The sequence below is a fragment of the Pseudomonas sp. BGA-UO-ETr-WB11 genome (assembly GCF_059567785.1).
In genome coordinates, this window is the sequence record NZ_JCAQOS010000005.1 from 246,575 (window position 1) to 263,197 (window position 16,623).

The 16,623-nt window shown below is 60.0% G+C and carries 14 protein-coding genes and 2 pseudogenes; 12 read left to right on the forward strand and 4 right to left on the reverse strand.

The features are described from left to right. Positions 1 to 86 precede the first annotated feature (86 nt). Entirely contained in the window at positions 87 to 656 is a 570-nt protein-coding gene (locus AC56DI_RS06520; protein ID WP_496345432.1) for a DUF1415 domain-containing protein, read from the reverse strand. Positions 657 to 708: 52 nt separating this feature from the next. Further along, on the reverse strand, positions 709 to 1,089 hold the full coding sequence (locus tag AC56DI_RS06525) for a hypothetical protein (protein WP_496345433.1): 381 nt from the start codon (positions 1,087 to 1,089) through the stop codon (positions 709 to 711). A 239-nt stretch (positions 1,090 to 1,328) separates the two neighbouring features. Here AC56DI_RS06525 and AC56DI_RS06530 point away from each other — a divergent pair, with 239 nt between their 5' ends. Both AC56DI_RS06530 and AC56DI_RS06535 read left to right on the forward strand, forming a co-directional pair. Next, a complete protein-coding gene (locus tag AC56DI_RS06530) occupies positions 1,329 to 2,660 on the forward strand; it encodes a glycoside hydrolase 5 family protein (RefSeq protein WP_496345434.1) in 1,332 nt (443 codons plus the stop codon). A gap of 183 nt (positions 2,661 to 2,843) precedes the next feature. Further along, complete coding sequence (locus tag AC56DI_RS06535) at positions 2,844 to 3,467, forward strand: c-type cytochrome (RefSeq protein WP_496345435.1); 624 nt, start codon at positions 2,844 to 2,846, stop codon at positions 3,465 to 3,467. A 63-nt stretch (positions 3,468 to 3,530) separates the two neighbouring features. Here the strand turns inward: AC56DI_RS06535 and AC56DI_RS06540 are convergent, their stop codons facing one another. After that, positions 3,531 to 3,875 carry a zinc ribbon domain-containing protein YjdM gene (locus tag AC56DI_RS06540; RefSeq protein ID WP_496345436.1) on the reverse strand — a complete coding sequence of 115 codons (345 nt, stop codon included), beginning with the start codon at positions 3,873 to 3,875 and terminating at the stop codon, positions 3,531 to 3,533. A 124-nt stretch (positions 3,876 to 3,999) separates the two neighbouring features. Continuing rightward, complete coding sequence (locus AC56DI_RS06545) at positions 4,000 to 4,503, reverse strand: LEA/WHy family protein (protein ID WP_496345437.1); 504 nt, start codon at positions 4,501 to 4,503, stop codon at positions 4,000 to 4,002. A 466-nt stretch (positions 4,504 to 4,969) separates the two neighbouring features. Between AC56DI_RS06545 and AC56DI_RS06550 the strand changes: the two genes are divergently transcribed. From AC56DI_RS06550 to AC56DI_RS06595, 10 genes and pseudogenes are all read left to right on the forward strand, one after another. Continuing rightward, the gene (locus AC56DI_RS06550) at positions 4,970 to 6,424 is read left to right on the forward strand and encodes a high affinity choline transporter 1 (protein WP_496345438.1); all 1,455 of its coding nucleotides are present in this window, start codon (positions 4,970 to 4,972) and stop codon (positions 6,422 to 6,424) included. An 837-nt stretch (positions 6,425 to 7,261) separates the two neighbouring features. Then, positions 7,262 to 7,918 (forward strand): methyl-accepting chemotaxis protein, encoded by a 657-nt coding sequence (locus AC56DI_RS06555; RefSeq protein WP_496345817.1) that lies wholly within the window; start codon positions 7,262 to 7,264, stop codon positions 7,916 to 7,918. A gap of 9 nt (positions 7,919 to 7,927) precedes the next feature. Continuing rightward, positions 7,928 to 8,218 carry an STAS domain-containing protein gene (locus tag AC56DI_RS06560; protein ID WP_496345439.1) on the forward strand — a complete coding sequence of 97 codons (291 nt, stop codon included), beginning with the start codon at positions 7,928 to 7,930 and terminating at the stop codon, positions 8,216 to 8,218. A 2-nt stretch (positions 8,219 to 8,220) separates the two neighbouring features. Next, complete coding sequence (locus AC56DI_RS06565) at positions 8,221 to 9,936, forward strand: ATP-binding SpoIIE family protein phosphatase (RefSeq protein ID WP_496345440.1); 1,716 nt, start codon at positions 8,221 to 8,223, stop codon at positions 9,934 to 9,936. Positions 9,937 to 9,977: 41 nt separating this feature from the next. Continuing rightward, on the forward strand, positions 9,978 to 10,343 hold the full coding sequence (locus AC56DI_RS06570) for a response regulator (RefSeq protein ID WP_496345441.1): 366 nt from the start codon (positions 9,978 to 9,980) through the stop codon (positions 10,341 to 10,343). Between the two features lie 34 nt (positions 10,344 to 10,377). Next, positions 10,378 to 12,300, forward strand: coding sequence for a chemotaxis protein CheA (locus AC56DI_RS06575; RefSeq protein WP_496345442.1), 1,923 nt, complete (start codon positions 10,378 to 10,380; stop codon positions 12,298 to 12,300). After that, positions 12,293 to 12,781 (forward strand): chemotaxis protein CheW, encoded by a 489-nt coding sequence (locus AC56DI_RS06580; RefSeq protein ID WP_496345443.1) that lies wholly within the window; start codon positions 12,293 to 12,295, stop codon positions 12,779 to 12,781. Before AC56DI_RS06575 ends, AC56DI_RS06580 begins: the two co-directional genes overlap by 8 nt. Positions 12,782 to 13,053: 272 nt before the next feature. Continuing rightward, a pseudogene (locus tag AC56DI_RS06585) lies at positions 13,054 to 13,980 on the forward strand (PAS domain S-box protein); the annotation flags it as partial. A gap of 237 nt (positions 13,981 to 14,217) precedes the next feature. Beyond that, a pseudogene (locus AC56DI_RS06590) lies at positions 14,218 to 15,768 on the forward strand (methyl-accepting chemotaxis protein); the annotation flags it as partial. Next, on the forward strand, positions 15,753 to 16,622 hold the full coding sequence (locus AC56DI_RS06595; protein ID WP_496345444.1) for a CheR family methyltransferase: 870 nt from the start codon (positions 15,753 to 15,755) through the stop codon (positions 16,620 to 16,622). The pseudogene AC56DI_RS06590 and the gene AC56DI_RS06595, both read left to right, overlap by 16 nt. Position 16,623: the final 1 nt, after the last annotated feature.

Genomic DNA, 16,623 nt, shown 5'->3' on the forward strand with positions numbered 1-16,623 from the left:
CAAGTATTGGGCCGCAGAGTTACAGGCTAGCGGATTGACCGCCAGTTGCGCGCGACCTCAACTAAGTGTGCACCGCTGTTGTGCGGCTAGGTGTTTTGCGCATCGCGTTTGCACTGCGCCTGTAGGGCGGCCCAGCCGTCGGCACCGAGATTTTCCAGGGTTTCGATATTGGCTTCGAAGATCGTTTCCGCTTCCGGAAAAGCCGCCACGGCGCGGTCGATGCTGCTTTCGCGCAGCAGGTGCAGGGTCGGGAAGGGCGCGCGGTTGGTGGCGTTGCTGACGTCATTGATATGGGTGTCGGCAAACTGGAACTGCGGGTGAAAGCTGGCGACCTGAAGGATGCCGGCGTAGCCGTGCTCTTCCACTGCCGCGTCGGCCACGGCGAGAAAGTCGTTGAAATCGAGGAAGTCGGTCAGCGCTGCCGGGTGGATCAGCAGGGTGGTGTCGACGTCTTGCGGGTCGCTCTCGGCCAGCCGGTGCAGCTCGTCACAGAGGGTGTTGAGCAGTTCGGCCGGTTCGCTGGCGGGGCACACCACGTAGCGGATCTGGCCTTTGACCTGCACCGCCTTGGCGAATGGGCAGAGGTTCAGGCCGATCACGACGCGGTCAACCCAGGCGCGGGTTTCGGCAATGATGGCGGCGGTGTCGAGGGTCATGGTGGTACCTGTCGGGTGAGCAGTGTTGGCTAAGTAAGGGACTTGGGGGTGATCAAGGCTGCCAGGCTTCGATCTTGCCTTTGGCTTCGAGGTAGTCGATCACCTGTTCGGCCTTGCCCAGCTTCACGGCCTTGATCAGCAGCATGGCGTCCATGTAGCAGTGCACGAAGCAGCGCTTAGGCAGTTCGCGGTACTCGGGCACCTGCTCGTGGATCAGCACCACGGTGCCGCAGGCGTGCTGGAACATCTGCTCGATCAGCCCTTCGTCGTCGATGCCGCGGTAGTAGGCGCCGATCGACGGCGCCATCTTGAACAGGTCCAGCGGGGCGAAGTCCGGCTGCTCGGTGGCAATCGCTTGCGCCTCCTCCAGGGCGTCCAGGGCCTCACGGGCCCAGGCTTTGAGGGTGTTGGGCAGTGCGCTGTGGCGGCTCATACGGTTGTCCTGAAGGGCGGCGGGCTAAAAAGCCGGCGAGTTTAGCGCTGAATCCTGCCGGTGGCACGGTTGCTTGGTCGGGTGCGCGGTTTTGTGACCGTTTGAGTGGGTGAAAATAACCGCCTGTAGTTTGGCGCCTGAAAATTGTCGATTGGCTGGCAGTTTTGCCTTCTTTGCCTATCGAGGTGTTCCGCTGCGGCTTAGGGTTGAAGTGTCGCAACCTGTCCGAGGCTGAACCTATGAGTATTTGTTCGCTGTTTTCCGCACACGGTTGGCGTGGTCTGGGCGTTGCTGCCGGGCTGCTGCTGTCTACTCCACTCCTTGCCGCGCCGTCCCTGGCGCTCACTGCCCCCCGCGAAGTGGTGTGGGCTGATTTTCTAGGCGTTAACGCGCAGTTCCTTTGGTTTGACGAGGCCCACTATCGTCAGCAGGTCCAGCAGCTGCAGTCTCTGGGCTTGAATTGGGTGCGTGTCGATTTGCATTGGGACCGCATGGAGCCTGCCCCAGGGCAATGGCAGCTGGCCCCTCTGGATCGGTTGAATGAGGTGCTGGTCGAGAAAAACATCAACTCATTGATGTACCTGGTTGGGTCTGCACCCTATGCCAGCAGTGCACCAAACGGTGCGCCCAATGCGGATCAATACCCGCCGATGGCCCCGGAGTTGTTTGCCGAGAGTTTGGGGTTTCTGGCGCAGCGCTACCCGGCGGTGAAGGCGTGGCAGGTGTGGAATGAGCCAAATCTCTCCGCGTTCTGGCAGCCCATGGAGGACCCTGCGGCCTATCAGCATTTGCTCAACGTCAGCATGAATCGCCTGGCAGTGGCCAATCCTGCAGCGCTACGGGTGGGGGCGGGTATGGCCTATTACAGCCAGATGCCCCTGCGCGGCGGTTTGATGCTGGAGCAGTTGGCCGGTGCTGGCGCGCTGCGTGCCGATCAGGTGGTGGCGTATCACCCCTACAGCTTGAAACCTGAAGGCGATGACCCGGCGGTGATGGATTTCGTCCAGCGCGCCATCACGCTCAACCAGCAATTGCGGGCTCGGGGCAGCGGCCCGATCTGGGCCACCGAGTTCGGTTGGTCGAGCTACAGCGGGGCGGTGGAGTGGCAGCCGATCATTGGTGAGCGCGGGCAGGCGGATTATTTGCTTAAGCGCATCGCACTGATGAGTGCCCTGGATTTTGATCGGGTGTTTTTATTCAACCTCAGTGACCTGGACGCGCGGGCCACGCCGCGTGACCAGAAGTACGGCTTGTTGCGCCTCGATGGCACGGCCAAGCCGGCCTTTAGCGCGCTGCAGCGCATGCTGACGATCACCGGGCCGCGCCTTAAGCCAGACGTTGCGCCAGCGTTCAGTAACGCGCCGGCAGGGATGCTGAATATTGCGTGGAAGCGTAATGACGGTCGTTGGGTGTGGATGTTTTGGGCCCAGCAACCCGGCAAGGTCACGCTTAAACGCAAAGGCAAGGGCGTGCTTTATGACCCCCTGAACGGGTCGCAAAAGAGCGTCACGGTCGGTTCTGCCGGGTTAGTGATTGATGTGGGTACGCAACTGCAAATGATCGTTATGTAAGTCTGACGGCGATTCGGGCGGTTCTTTTTGGGGTGCGGGATGCGCCCCTTTTTCATTCTGGCCGCGGGCCATAACCTGCACTTTGCTTGACCTGTGCCGGGGTTTGCCGCGGGGCTTGTCTCTATAGTCGCGCCCCTGAGTGTCTTGCGCCCACCGCAAGAGTTTGAGGACAAGGACCCCGCCATGCGCCTGCTTGTTTGTGTGTTGTTCAGTTGCGTTGCCACCCTGGCCCAAGCCGGCGAGGAGGCCATGCAGCGCTTTACCCAGCTTAATGGTGACCCCGTGCTGCGCCAGCAAGCGTATGCGGCCGGCCAAGAGCGTATTCGCTTCTGTGGCAATTGCCATGGCGAGAATGGCAACAGTAAACGCCCGCATATCCCCAACTTGGCGCAACAGAACCCGGTGTATCTGTTCAACGCTTTCGAGAAGTTCGCCAACGGCCAGCGCAAGGACTTTGTCATGTCCAAGCTGGCGCCAACGCTGAGCATGGAAGACCGGGTCAACATCGCCATCTACTTCGGTCAGCAGAAATTGCTTCCCCATGACGAACCGGTGGACGAAGCGCTGCGTCAGCAAGGCGAGGCCATGTTCAAGACGGTGTGTACCGGTTGCCACGGGGTGAACGCCGAAGGCCGTGAAGACACGCCGCGTCTGGCCGGGCAGCCGGGCGAGTACGTGCGCAAAGCGCTGACCCGCTTCCGCGACAAAGACCCCAGCCGCGCCGGCTCGGTGATGATGGCGATTGCCGCCAACTTCAGCGATACGCAAATCAGCAGCCTGGCGGCGTATCTGCAAACCCTGCGCTGAGCAGCCCTGTAGAACGTAAAAAACCCGGCTATGGCCGGGTTTTTTGTTGTGCGGGTTTGGCCGTTAGACCTTGCGCACAAACTCCGACTTCAGCTTCATCGCGCCGATGCCGTCGATCTTGCAGTCGATGTCGTGGTCGCCGTCGCACAGGCGAATGCCCTTGACCTTGGTGCCAACCTTGACCACCAGCGACGAGCCTTTGACCTTGAGGTCTTTGATCACGGTGATGGTGTCGCCGTCCTGCAGGACGTTGCCAACCGAGTCCTTGATCACTTTGTCGTCGTCAGTGGCGGCGTCTGCTGTTGCGGTAGCGGACCACTCGTGGGCGCATTCCGGGCAGATCAGCATGGCGCCGTCTTCATAGGTGTATTCGGAGTTGCATTTAGGGCAGGACGGCAGAGTGCTCACGCGGGTTCCTCGGAGTCAGGACGGCTAAAAACCACGGATTGTATAAGGTTTTGCCCTGCTTGCGGCCATTGCGCTCTGAACGGTTGCCACTGGGGGATCGCTGCTCGGTACTTAACGCGCGCTATTACGGTGTTTTGCGCGGCAGGGGTGCGGGCCAGTTGAGGGTGCCGCTGTCGCTGAAACGTTCGCTGCCAAACAGGTTGCCGGCCAGTTTGCCGCGCAGGGTGTAGGGCAGGCCCTGGGCGCTTTGGTAGCCGGCCGCCGCCCACGCCTGGCGCATGGCGGCGAAGGCGGAAATGCTCACCGGTACGCTCAGCAGACTTTCGCCGAAGCGTGGCACCTGACCGCTCTGGTCGCTGACGCCACTGGCCAACGGCTGGTTGTTGACCTCCAGTTCCAGGGCAATGCCACGGTAGTCGACAGCCACATCATTGGGGTTTTGCACCCGCAGTTTCAGCATAAAGCGCATTTCCAGGCCTTGGCCGGGCAGCGGTTCGAGGCCGGCCAGGTTGATGCGCAGCGGGTCGCGGGCAGAGAAGCTGCTGCAGGCGCCAAGGCTCAACAGCAGCAAAACGCCGAGCAGGGCGCGCAAACCAACGGCTAGCAAACGGGATGACTGAGGGCGCATGAGGGTGTTCCCTGGGGGCGGAGGCGTACCACTAGAAGACCACGTTAGCGGCGCTATTGCTGCACGGGTTGCACCGCAAACGGCTGACAGACGGGCGTGGGTAACGGCGAATGTGAACACCGCTGTTAAAAATAAAAAACTGCCGATATTTGCTCGATTATAAAAAGTACTTAAAAATCATAAGGTTGAATGATTTTTTCGGTGGTCCCTTAGGTGATTTTTGCCGTGTCTGTTCAGGTAATTCGTCGTATTTGTTTGACATATTTTACGAGCTTGGCAGACTGCGCGGCCGTGGTGGCAGGCAAAGTAGCCTGACTGCGGGGTGGCCAAACGGATTTGCCTGGCAGCCGACGATGCTGCACCGCCAACCAAAAACAACAATTGATTGCCTGTCGCGGCGCCTTGCCCGAACTGCCTTGTGCAGGTCGGCACACCTCGGCAGGCCTGAGCCACTGGAACAAAAAACATGCTGATCTGGTTTGTTGTGGGTTACCTGCTGATCACGGTAGGGATTGGTCTCTACGCCTCGACGCGCGTGCATAACTCCAAGGACTTTGCGGCCGGTGGCCGCAGTATGTCGTTCCCTCTGGTGATGGCCATGGTGTTTGCCACCTGGTTTGGCTCGGAAGCCGTGTTGGGCATCCCGGCCACCTTCATTGAAGAAGGCTTTGCCGGCATCGTTGAAGACCCGTTCGGCTCCTTCGGCTGCCTGATGCTGGTGGGTATCTTTTTCGCCCGCAAGCTGTACCGGATGAACCTGCTGACCCTCGGCGACTTCTTCCGCAAGCGCTTCGGCCCGCGGATCGAACTGGCCGCCAGTCTGGTGATCATGGCCTCGTACCTGGGCTGGATTGCCGCGCAGCTGACTGCCCTAGGCGTGGTCTTCAACGTGCTGTCAGATGGCTCCATCAGCGTGACCCAGGGCATGCTCATGGGCACGGCGATCGTGTTGGTCTACACCTTGTTTGGTGGCATGTGGTCGGTGGCGCTCACCGATACCTTCCAGATGGCGATCATCGTTGTCGGCCTGGGCTACCTGACCTGGTTGATTGGCGACATGGCTGGCGGCCCGCAAAAGGTGCTCACCCAGGCGGCCAGCGAAGGTAAGTTCACCTTCATGCACAGTTTCGACGCCAAGGATATTGTCGCCTTTATCGGCGCGGCGGTGACCATGATGCTTGGCTCGATCCCGCAGCAGGACGTGTATGCGCGGGTGATGTCGGCCAAGACCGAGAAAATCGCCTCCCATGCCACCATCGCGGGCGCGATCTTTTACCTGGGCTTCTGCATGCTGCCGATCTTCTTGACTTACGCGGCGTCGATCATTGATCCAGCCATGGTCAAACACTTCCTGGAAGAAGATGCGCAGATGATCCTGCCGCACCTGATCATGGAACGTACTCCGGTGTTCGCCCAGGTGCTGTTCTTCGGTGCCTTGCTGTCGGCCATCATGTCTACGGCCTCTGGCACCTTGCTGGCACCGTCGGTGACCTTCACCGAAAACGTACTCAAGCGCTTGCGCCCGGAAATGACCGATGTCGAGTTCCTTAAGGCCATGCGCTGGACCATTGTCGCCTGCGCGGTGATCACCTGCTCCTTCGCCCTGTACTCCGATGCGAGCATCTACGAGATGGTTGGTGGTGCTTATAAGGTGACGCTGGTGGCGGCTTCGGTGCCGCTGATCGCCGGCTTGTTCTGGTCACGAGCGACCACCCAGGGCGCGACGCTGGCCATGGCGTTTGGCTTGCTGTCGTGGCTAAGCCTGGAATACAGCTATCAAGAAACTGACTTCTGGCCGCCGCAATTGGTGGGCCTGCTGCTCAGTGCCTTGGGCATGATTGTCGGTTCGCTGTTGCCTCAGGTTATTGGCGTGCGTCCGGCATCTGCCGCAACCGTGGGCGCCGACGCACAACGCGCCTGATCGCCCCACGTTGTAAGCAAAAGGCCAGTCTTGTGACTGGCCTTTTGCGTTTTCGCCCTTGAAGGTTCAGCCGTCAGGCTTGCCCTGGACTGCGCAGCAGTGGTCAGTAACAAAACGCCTTTGACGATAAAGCCCTAATGCTTGAGCTAAGCCTTTGCTGGACTTGATCGTTTACCCGTGGGCGATGGGCGCCTCGTTGTCGATTCACGCCGCGCTAGCCCCTCTATTTATTGACAGATGCCCAGCGTCTTCTAGCTTCAAGTTGCCGGCACAAGAGTCAGTGAATATTCAAGGAAACGAGTGATGAGTCGTTCTGCGCAGTCGGAAGTCGGCATCAAGTTGTCATGGTCGCGTTTACTGCTTGCTCATGCCGCGCCTTGGTTCTGTTTTTTGCTCCTGCTGTGGCTCTCGGGAATGCTCTGGTTGAGCGTGCTGGGGGCGGCGTTGGGCAGTTTGCTTATGCTTGTGCTGGTGCGCTCCTGGCAGGTCCCGCCTATGACGGGCGCACCGCCGGTGCTGGAATCGCCGTCCGTAGATCCCACTGAACTGTTGCTGTTCAATCGCGAGGCGATTGCTGTGCAGACGGATCTGCTGCAAGGGCAGATCAAGCAGGTCAGCGGGTTGCTCAATGCGGCCATAAGCGAGGTGGCCAGTAGTTTTTCCCTGTTGGCGCAGAGCAGTGCGGAGCAGCACGAACTCGCCCACGAACTGATTGGCCGCTACAGCGGCGGTGGCCAGAACGGCCCCGACAGCGCCACCTTTCAGCAGTTTGTCAGCACTACCCACAGCACGCTTGGCTTGTTTGTCGATGCCACCATCGAGACCAGTCATACCAACATGCAGTTGGTGGAGCGCATGGATTCCATCAACCAGAAAATCACCGAGATTCTCAAGTCGACATCAGACATGGACTCGATCGCCAAGCAAACCAATTTGCTGGCTCTGAATGCCGCCATTGAAGCGGCGCGCGCAGGTGAGGCCGGGCGTGGTTTTGCTGTGGTGGCCGATGAGGTGAGGGCCCTGTCCAGTCGTTCGACGGTGTTCTCTGATCAGATCCGTGAGCACGTCAATGGTGTGTTGGTTGAGCTGCAGGCTGCCGATGCCTCAGTTAGTAGCCTGGCGGCAAAAGACATGTCCTTTGCCCTCAGTTCGAAGAAACAGATCAACGATATGCTCGCCGATCTTGAACAAATGAACAGCCGCACGCTGCGGGTGGTTGGGCGGCTGGATGATATTTCCGGGGTGATTACCAACGGCGTCAATCGCGCGGTCACGGCGTTGCAGTTTCAGGATATGACCAGCCAGTTGCTGGCCCAAATGCAAAACCAATGCGCAACGCTTGTGGCTGCTGCCGCGCGCCTGCAAGTGCTGGCGCGTTTGCCCGGCGCCGAGCAGGAGCAGCAACTGCAGGGCGAGCGTGAGCGCTTGCGCCACAAACCGGCCACTCCCGTGACTCAAACCAGCATGACAGCTGGTGATATCGATCTTTTCTGAGGGCCGCTTATGAGCGCTGATGATGCAGTGATTCTACGGCCCCAGGGTCGCTTCGATTTCAACGGATTTCGTAGCTTTCGCGCCAGCTATGAAAGCGCCTTGGCCGAGGAAAATATCAAGTGCCTGGTCGTTGACCTGCAGCAGGTGCAGTACATCGACTCGGCGGCCTTGGGCATTCTTTTGCTGCTGCGTGACAAGGCTACAGCCCAAGGGGTCAAGGTCGAACTGGCCAACCTGCAGGGCACGGTCAAGGATGTGTTGGAGATTGCCAATTTCCACAAAATTTTCAGTATTCGTTAGGTATGCGGCCGCTGACGATTCTGGTCATTGATGACGATCCGCTGATTGCCACGCTCATCAGGGCCTTTGTCGAGGGCTTGGGCCATTCGGTGGTGACTGCGCAGAGTGGCGAAGAGGGCATCACTCGCTATCAGCAAGAGGCATTTGACCTGGTGTTGCTGGACCGGCAGATGCCAGGGATGGATGGCCTGGCGACGACCCAGGCGCTGCGGTTGATTCAGCAGGAAAGCGGTTGGCGCCCCATCATCATGTTTTCTGCGGCTACTGAGATTGAGGAGCAGGTGCTGGCGCTCAATGCCGGTTGTGATGACTTCATCGTTAAGCCGATCAACTTCCAGATTCTTGAGGCCAAGATCAAGTCGTTCAGGCGCATCGCGCGCATGCAGCAACAGATTGCCGGCCAGCACGAGGAATTGTTGCGCTACTCCAGCATTGAGGCCGAGGAGCGGCGCCTGTGCAGTTTCCTGATGGAGCGCCTGGAACGTCGCGACTTGCTCGATAACCCGCGGATTCGCTACGCGCAAAAACCGGCCAGTGAAGTCTCCGGAGACCTGCTGCTGGCGTGCCCTTCGCGCAGTGGCGATCTCTATGTGATGCTGGCAGATGCTACGGGCCATGGGCTGCCGGCGGCCCTGACCCTGATTCCGTTGTCCCAGGCCTTTTATCGGATGGCGGCGAAAGGCTACAAGCTCGACACCATCGTGCGCGAGCTCAATCATCGGCATCGCACGTACTGCCCGCCTGATCGTTTTGTCGCCGCCGTAATGGCGGTTTACAACCCCCGTGAATTGACCCTGGAAGTGTGGAACGGCGGTTTACCGGCGGCCATGCTGGTGGATGGTCAAGGCCATGTTATGCGCAGTTTCAGCTCGCTCAATCTGCCATTGGGAATCCTGCCCGAGGGGGAGTTGAGCTGCGAAATGGAGACCATTCAGGTCGCGGCCGCTTGCCACTTGCTGGTGTATTCCGATGGCGTTATTGAGGCAGAAAACCCCGCGGCTGAGCCTTTTGGTACTGCGCGTTTGCTCCAGGCGATTGGCGCCGGAACGAGCGACAACTGCATCGAGCGCATTCGCGAGGCGGTGCGTGAGCATCTGCAAGGGGGCGTGGCCCATGACGATCTTTCCTGCTTGTTACTCGACTGTCGGCCGCAGTTAAGCGCGCCAATGCCCCAGGTGGCACACGACAAGGTTGCTTATCCAGTGGCCGACAGTTGGCAGGTCAACGTCACGCTGGAGGCGGCCCAGTTGCAGCGCTTGGATCTGGAGCCATTGCTGGCTGACTTCTGCAACACCCTGGGCCTTGATAAGCGCTGTCAGGGGCCCTTCAGTCTGATTTTGCGTGAGCTTCTGACCAACGCCCTCGACCATGGCTTGCTGGGCTTGGGCTCGGAATTAAAGAACGGCCCCGACGGCTTCGAGCATTACCTGCAGGTGCGCGATGAGCGCTTACGCGTATTGAACAAGGGCCAAGTTGAACTGGACATCAGCCAGAACGGCTCGCCCGAGGGTAACTGTCTGCGCATCGCGGTAATCGACAGTGGCCCCGGCTTTGACTGGGTGCGCCAGCGTCAGACGCATACCAGCGAAGAGCAAGGGCTCTATCACGGGCGGGGTTTGCAACTGGTCGCTCACCTGTGCCAATACCTGGAGTTTTCTGGGCGTGGCAATCAGGTGATCGCGGAATTGCGCTGGGGACAAGCGCCCTCGACAGAATGATCTACGCTCGAGTTATGAATTTCTCAGGAGGCAACTAACGGATGAGTAAGTCCATATTGATCATTGATGACTCGGCCTCAATTCGTCAGATGCTCGGCTTTACCCTGCGCTCTGCCGGCTATGAAGTGGATGAAGCTGTGGATGGCCGCGACGGCCTGGGTAAGGCGCAGCGCAAGACTTACCAATTGGTGTTCACGGACCAGAACATGCCCAACATGGACGGTCTGACCCTGATCAAAAGCCTGCGTGAAATGCCCAGTTACCGCACCACGCCGATCCTGATGCTGACCACCGAAGCCGCTGACAGCATGAAGCAGCAAGGACGAGCCGCAGGGGCCAGCGGGTGGCTGGTCAAGCCCTTCGATCCGCCCAAACTGCTGGAAGTCACCAAGAAAGTCCTGAACTGATCCCCGACTTTGGCAGGTAGCCATGACCTTTGGTATGAGTCAGTTTCTTGGGGTGTTCTTCGAGGAAGCAGAAGAGCATCTCGCTGCCCTTGAGCATCTGCTGTTGACGCTGGATGTTGCCCAGCCTGATGCAGAAGCCCTTAACGGTATTTTCCGCGCCGCCCACTCGATCAAGGGCTCTAGCGGCATGTTCGGGTTTGATGACCTCACCGCCGTTACCCATGTGCTGGAAACCCTGTTGGACAAGGTGCGTTCCGGGCAGATCGCCCTGCAGGCGCAGATGATTGATGTGCTGCTGGAGTCCCGCGATGTGCTGGCGCAGCTGCTGGCGGCGCACAAGCACGAAACCCCCGATCCGAGTATTGCCGTGCAGGCCACGGTCGCGCGCTTGCAGGCTTTGATCGACCAGCAGGGCAGCGCCCGTGAAGTCGTCCCCGAGGATGACAGCTTCGGCTTCTTCGACGATGCCCCAGGCGCACCGGCCGCTGACACTGCAGCGGCTGAGGCTGAGGCTGCACCGGTCGAACAGGCCTGGGGCTTATTTGCTGATGAGCCACCGGTTGTGCACCCCCCTGTAGCCGACAGCGCCTACGGATTCTTTGATGATGCGCCGGGGGCACCCAGCGCTGCGGTGACTGAACAGGCCTATGGATTTTTTCCGGAGGCGCCCGGAGCACCGCTGGCGGGCGCGCCTGCCGTGGTCGCCGCGCCGGCCCATGATCGGCGTAGCAGCGACCGCCGCGCCGCGCCTGCTGCGCCAGCAGCGGATGCCGAGTCCAGCTCGATTCGGGTCAGCGTCGAGCGCATCGACAGCCTGATCAATCAGGTCGGCGAGCTGGTGATTACCCAGGCCATGCTCGCTCAGTTGACCTCGGTACTTGACCCGGCCGAGCACGAACGCATCTACCAGGCCCTGACCCAGCTGGAACACAACACCCGCGAACTGCAGGAAGCGGTGATGTCGATTCGCATGCTGCCCATCAGCTTTGTCTTCAACCGCTTTCCGCGGCTGGTGCGCGATACCTGCGGCAAGCTGGGCAAGCAAGTCGAGCTGGTGCTGCGCGGCGAACACACCGAGCTGGACAAGGGCGTGATCGAAAAGCTCACCGACCCGCTGACCCATATCGTGCGCAACAGCATCGATCACGGTATCGAGCTGCCGGCCGAACGCCTGGCGGCGGGAAAACCGGCCATGGGCACGGTGCGCATGTCGGCCTTTCACCAGGGCGGGCGCATCGTGGTGGAAATCAGCGATGACGGCAAAGGCCTGTCGCGCGAGCGCATTCTGGCCAAGGCCAAAGAGCAGGGTATGCCGGTCAGTGATGACATGCCCGACAGTGAGGTCTGGCAGCTGATCTTTATGCCGGGTTTCTCCACCGCCGAGGCGGTCACCGACCTGTCCGGCCGTGGCGTGGGTATGGATGTAGTGCGGCGCAATATCACCTCGATCGGCGGGCGCATCGACATTAACTCGGTGGCCGGCCAGGGCACTCATATCGCCATCCGCCTGCCGCTGACCCTGGCGATCCTCGACGGCATGATCGTCGAAGTCGACAAGGTCCATTACGTCGTACCGCTGACCTATATCGTCGAGTCGCTGCAGCTCAAAGCCGAGCATATCTACAGCATGAGCGGTAGCAGCAGTGCGGTGATCAGCGTGCGCAACGAGTACTTACCGCTGCTGTCTCTGCACCGCCTGCTCAACCTGGCCGCCGAGCCGCCACCGACCGTGGGCGGCATCGTCCTGATCCTCGAAGCCGAGGGCAATACCTTCGCCCTGCAGGTGGACGATCTGATTGGTCAGCAGCAGGTGGTGATCAAAAGCCTTGAGCAAAACTTCCGCCGCGTCGACGGCATCACCGGCGCCACCATCATGGGCGATGGCAGCGTGGCCCTGATTCTCGATGTCGATGCCCTGCCACGCCTCGCCAGCCAAGGAACGCCCAATCATGCATGACACCCAGCAGAGCCAGCACAGCAGCGAGCCGACCCAGGAGTTCTTGACCTTCACCCTGGGCAGTGAGGAGTACGCCATCGACATTCTGCGGGTGCAGGAGATCCGCGGTTATGACCAGGTCACGGCGATTGCCAACAGTCCGGCGTTTATCAAAGGGGTGATCAACCTGCGCGGTGCGATCGTGCCGATCATCGACTTGCGCATCAAGTTCAACCTGCCGGGAGTGACCTACGATCAGTTCACCGTGGTGATCATTCTCAATGTGATGAAGCGAATTATTGGCGTGGTGGTGGACTCGGTTTCCGATGTTATCGCCCTGGCCCATGGCGCGATCAAACCGCCCCCGGAGTTTGGCAGCACCTTCAACACCGAATACCTGATGGGCCTGGCCACGGTCGAGGAACGCATGCTCATTCTGGTGGACATAGAACGCTTGATGAGCAGTGGTGAAATGGCCCTGCTCAACGAAACCAACGACTAACACCAGCATCGCTTTTTGCGCGCCGTCCACAGCCAGTGGCGCGGTGCCTCTGTCTGCGGGAGCACCCATGAACAGGATTGTCCAATTGCAACAGTCAGTGGTTACGCCAGGTCGCCGGTCGGCGAGCCCGATCATCACTGGAGGGCAGGCGCCGCGCTGCCATTTTTCACAGGCACTGAGCGGTCCAGCGCACATCGAGGCTTAAGGCCAAGGAGTCAAGCATGCGTACCAACCTCCCGATTACCAATCAGGAATACCTGCTCCGCGACGGCATGAACATTGTGTCGCGCACGGACCTGAAAGGCCGAATTACCTACGTCAACGAAGACTTCGTCGAAGCCAGTGGCTTTGTCGAAGCCGAATTGATTGGTGAGCCGCACAATCTGGTCCGCCATCCGGACATGCCGGAAGAGGCCTTTGCCGACCTGTGGAACACCTTGAAAGCTGGGCGGCCGTGGACCGGGCTGGTGAAGAACCGCTGCAAAAATGGCGACTTCTACTGGGTGGTGGCCAACGCTACACCTGTGCGCGAAGGCGGCACGGTGGTCGGTTACATGTCGGTGCGCACCCGCCCGAGTCGTGAACAGGTCAGCGCTGCCGAGCAGCTGTACCGGCGTTTCCGCGAAGGCACGGCCAAGGGCTGGGCCATTCGCGAGGGGCGTGGGGTCAAGGACGGTCTGCTGAGCAAACTCAACCTGCCAGCGCGAGCCCTGAAGAGCTCGGGGCTGGGGACCAAGTTCAGCCTGCTGGCGCTCGTCAGCCTGTTGTCCACGGCCGTCAGTGGCTTCGCCATTTATATTCAGGCCTGGCCGTTGCTGGTGGTGGGCTTGCTGCTTTCCCTGCTGATGCTGGTTTGCGGTGGGCAGATGGTTGGGCGCTTGATTGCCATCCTGCGGGTCAGTGAGAAACACTTGGAGAACTTCGGCCAGGCCAACTTCGACGGCATTATCGAGGCTTACGGTTTTGATCAGTTAGCTGGCATGACCCTGGCGCTCAAGCGCGTGCAAACCCGCCTGGGTTTCGAGTTCGCCGACACCAAGCGCCGCGCCCAGGAAAGCCTGCGCATTCGTCAGGCCCTGGATGTGGCGGCCACCAACATTATGGTGGCCGATGCCAACTACAACATCATCTACACCAACCATGCCCTGCAGCGCATGTTTGCTGAGGCGCAAGGCGATATCCGCAAGGACCTGCCGAGCTTCGACGCCCAGGCCATTCTGGGCAGCAACATCGATGTGTTCCACAAGAACCCCAGCCATCAGCGCAACATGCTTGACCGCCTGCAGCAGACCTACCAGACACGGTTGGTGATCGGGCAGCGCAGCTTTGACCTGATCGTCACCCCGATCATGGCCGAAGGTAAACGCCTGGGTATGGTGGTGGAATGGAAGGACATGACCGCCGAACTGGCCATCCGTGAGCGCGAGCAGGCCCTGGCGGCGGAAAACGCACGGGTCAAGATTGCCCTGGATAACGTCAGCAGCAACGTGATGATTGCCGACAACGAGCGCAACATCATCTACATGAACAAAACCGTAGTGGCTATGTTGCAGAACGCCGAAAGTGACCTGCGGAAAGTCCTGCCGAATTTCGATGTGAGCAAGTTGGCGGGTGGCTCAATCGACCAGTTCCACAAAAATCCGGAACACCAGAAGCGTCTGCTGGCTACGTTTACCAGCACTTACCGTGCACAGATTGAGGTCGGTGGCCGCACCTTCGCCTTGGTGGCCAACCCGGTTATCAATGACACAGGTGATCGCCTGGGATCGGTGGTGGAATGGGCTGATCGGACCATTGAAGTGTCGGTTGAGCGCGAAGTGGCTGATCTGGTTAATGCTGCCGGGGCCGGCGATTTTAGTCAGCGCATCAATACCGCCGACAAACAGGGTTTCTTCCTGAATCTGGCTGGCGGTCTGAACGAGTTAATGGCCACTTCCGACAAAGGTCTAAAGGATGTGGTGCGTGTACTTGGCGCTTTGGCCGAGGGTAATTTGACTCAGCGTATCGAGGCTGACTATGAGGGAACCTTCGGTCAACTGAAGGACTACTCCAACGAAACTGCACAGAGCCTGTCGAACATGCTTGGGCAGATCCGTGAGTCGGCGGACACCATCTACACCGCCGCCAGCGAGATCGCCAGCGGCAACGCTGACCTCTCGGCACGCACCGAACAGCAGGCCTCCAGCCTGGAAGAAACGGCGTCGAGCATGGAAGAGCTGACCTCGACCGTGAAGCTCAATGCCGACAATGCACGGCAGGCCAACTCTCTGGCGGTGAATGCCTCCGAGGTGGCGACTACCGGCGGTGCCGTGGTGCAGCAGGTGGTGCACACCATGTCGTCGATCAACGAGTCGTCGCGCAAGATCTCCGACATCATCAGCGTCATCGACGGGATTGCCTTCCAGACCAACATCCTCGCCCTCAACGCTGCGGTGGAAGCCGCGCGGGCTGGCGATCAGGGCCGTGGTTTTGCTGTGGTCGCGGCCGAAGTCCGGACCTTGGCCCAACGCTCGGCGGCCGCCGCCAAGGAAATCAAGACGCTGATTTCCGACTCCGTAGATAAGGTCGATACCGGCAACACCCTGGTGGCCCAGGCTGGCCAAACCATGAATGACATCGTGGTGGCGATCAAACGCGTTACCGACATCATGGCCGAGATCGCCGCCGCCTCCGCCGAGCAGAGCACCGGGATTGAGGAGGTCAATGGTGCTGTTTCGCAGATGGACGAAATGACCCAGCAGAATGCTGCGCTGGTGGAGGAGGCCGCAGCGGCCGCCGAAGCCCTGCAGGATCAGGCCTCGGTGCTGTCGCAAGCCGTGGCGGTGTTCAAGTTTGATGGTGTGGCCAGTGCGGCGGTGCCGAGCCCGGTCGCGCCACGGCTGAGCGCTCCGCGTGCGCCGGCGCCCAGCGCCCCGCGTGCCAGCGCGCCGGCCAAAAGCCTGCCGCGGCCGAGCAAGCCCAAAGATGATGAATGGGAGGAGTTCTGAGTCGCTCGACGGAACAGGTACCTGGCCAGGAGCTGCGGGAGTTCTACTACACGCCGGGCGATTTTGAACGCGTCCGGCGCCTGCTCTACCAGCAGGCGGGTATCAGCCTTTCGGCGACCAAGGAGCAGATGGTTTACAGCCGTCTGGCTCGGCGGCTACGCAGCCTGCGCCTGCGCAGCTTTGCCGAGTACTTCAACTACCTGGAGGTGCACGATGAAGAGTGGCAGCAGTTCATCAATGCGTTGACCACCAATCTCACGGCGTTCTTCCGCGAGAGCCATCATTTCGAGATGCTTGCCGAGCATGTGCGCAAACAGACCCATCAGGGGCGGACATTGCGCATCTGGTGCTCGGCCTCCAGTACCGGAGAAGAGTCTTATTCCCTGGCCATGACCATGATTGAAGCGCTGGGCAGTTTTGCGCCGGCGGTGGAGATCATCGCCTCGGACATCGACACCGGTGTGCTGACCATCGCCCGCAATGGCATCTACCCCGAGGACCGTATTGAGCAACTGGAGCCCGCGCGCAAGAAGCAGTTTTTCCTCCGCGGCAAGGGCGGGCAGCGTGGCAAAGTGCGCGTGCGTCAGGAATTGCAGGCCCTCGTCGAGTTTCGCCAGATCAACTTGCTGGACAGCAACTGGGGCATCGAACCTGGGCTGGACGTGATCTTCTGTCGCAATGTGATGATCTATTTCGACAAGGCGACCCAGAACAAGATACTGGAACGCATGGTGCATCTGTTGCGGCCCGACGGGCTGTTTTTTGCCGGGCATTCGGAGAGCTTTGTGCAAGCTACCCATCTGGTGAAGTTGATCGAGCGGACGGTCTATCGTCCGGCCCTCAAGGGGGCTTGAC

Excerpts from the sequence above, each read along its gene's own strand:
- AC56DI_RS06555 (WP_496345817.1), top strand. The coding sequence starts at position 7,262 with ATGCAGTTGGTGGAGCGCATGGATTCCATCAACCAGAAAATCACCGAG.
- AC56DI_RS06570 (WP_496345441.1), top strand. The coding sequence starts at position 9,978 with ATGAGTAAGTCCATATTGATCATTGATGACTCGGCCTCAATTCGTCAG.
- AC56DI_RS06520 (WP_496345432.1), bottom strand. The coding sequence starts at position 656 with ATGACCCTCGACACCGCCGCCATCATTGCCGAAACCCGCGCCTGGGTT.
- AC56DI_RS06575 (WP_496345442.1), top strand. The coding sequence starts at position 10,378 with ATGAGTCAGTTTCTTGGGGTGTTCTTCGAGGAAGCAGAAGAGCATCTC.
- AC56DI_RS06530 (WP_496345434.1), top strand. The coding sequence starts at position 1,329 with ATGAGTATTTGTTCGCTGTTTTCCGCACACGGTTGGCGTGGTCTGGGC.
- AC56DI_RS06535 (WP_496345435.1), top strand. The coding sequence starts at position 2,844 with ATGCGCCTGCTTGTTTGTGTGTTGTTCAGTTGCGTTGCCACCCTGGCC.
- AC56DI_RS06525 (WP_496345433.1), bottom strand. The coding sequence starts at position 1,089 with ATGAGCCGCCACAGCGCACTGCCCAACACCCTCAAAGCCTGGGCCCGT.
- AC56DI_RS06565 (WP_496345440.1), top strand. The coding sequence starts at position 8,221 with ATGCGGCCGCTGACGATTCTGGTCATTGATGACGATCCGCTGATTGCC.
- AC56DI_RS06545 (WP_496345437.1), bottom strand. The coding sequence starts at position 4,503 with ATGCGCCCTCAGTCATCCCGTTTGCTAGCCGTTGGTTTGCGCGCCCTG.
- AC56DI_RS06550 (WP_496345438.1), top strand. The coding sequence starts at position 4,970 with ATGCTGATCTGGTTTGTTGTGGGTTACCTGCTGATCACGGTAGGGATT.
- AC56DI_RS06580 (WP_496345443.1), top strand. The coding sequence starts at position 12,293 with ATGCATGACACCCAGCAGAGCCAGCACAGCAGCGAGCCGACCCAGGAG.
- AC56DI_RS06560 (WP_496345439.1), top strand. The coding sequence starts at position 7,928 with ATGAGCGCTGATGATGCAGTGATTCTACGGCCCCAGGGTCGCTTCGAT.
- AC56DI_RS06595 (WP_496345444.1), top strand. The coding sequence starts at position 15,753 with ATGGGAGGAGTTCTGAGTCGCTCGACGGAACAGGTACCTGGCCAGGAG.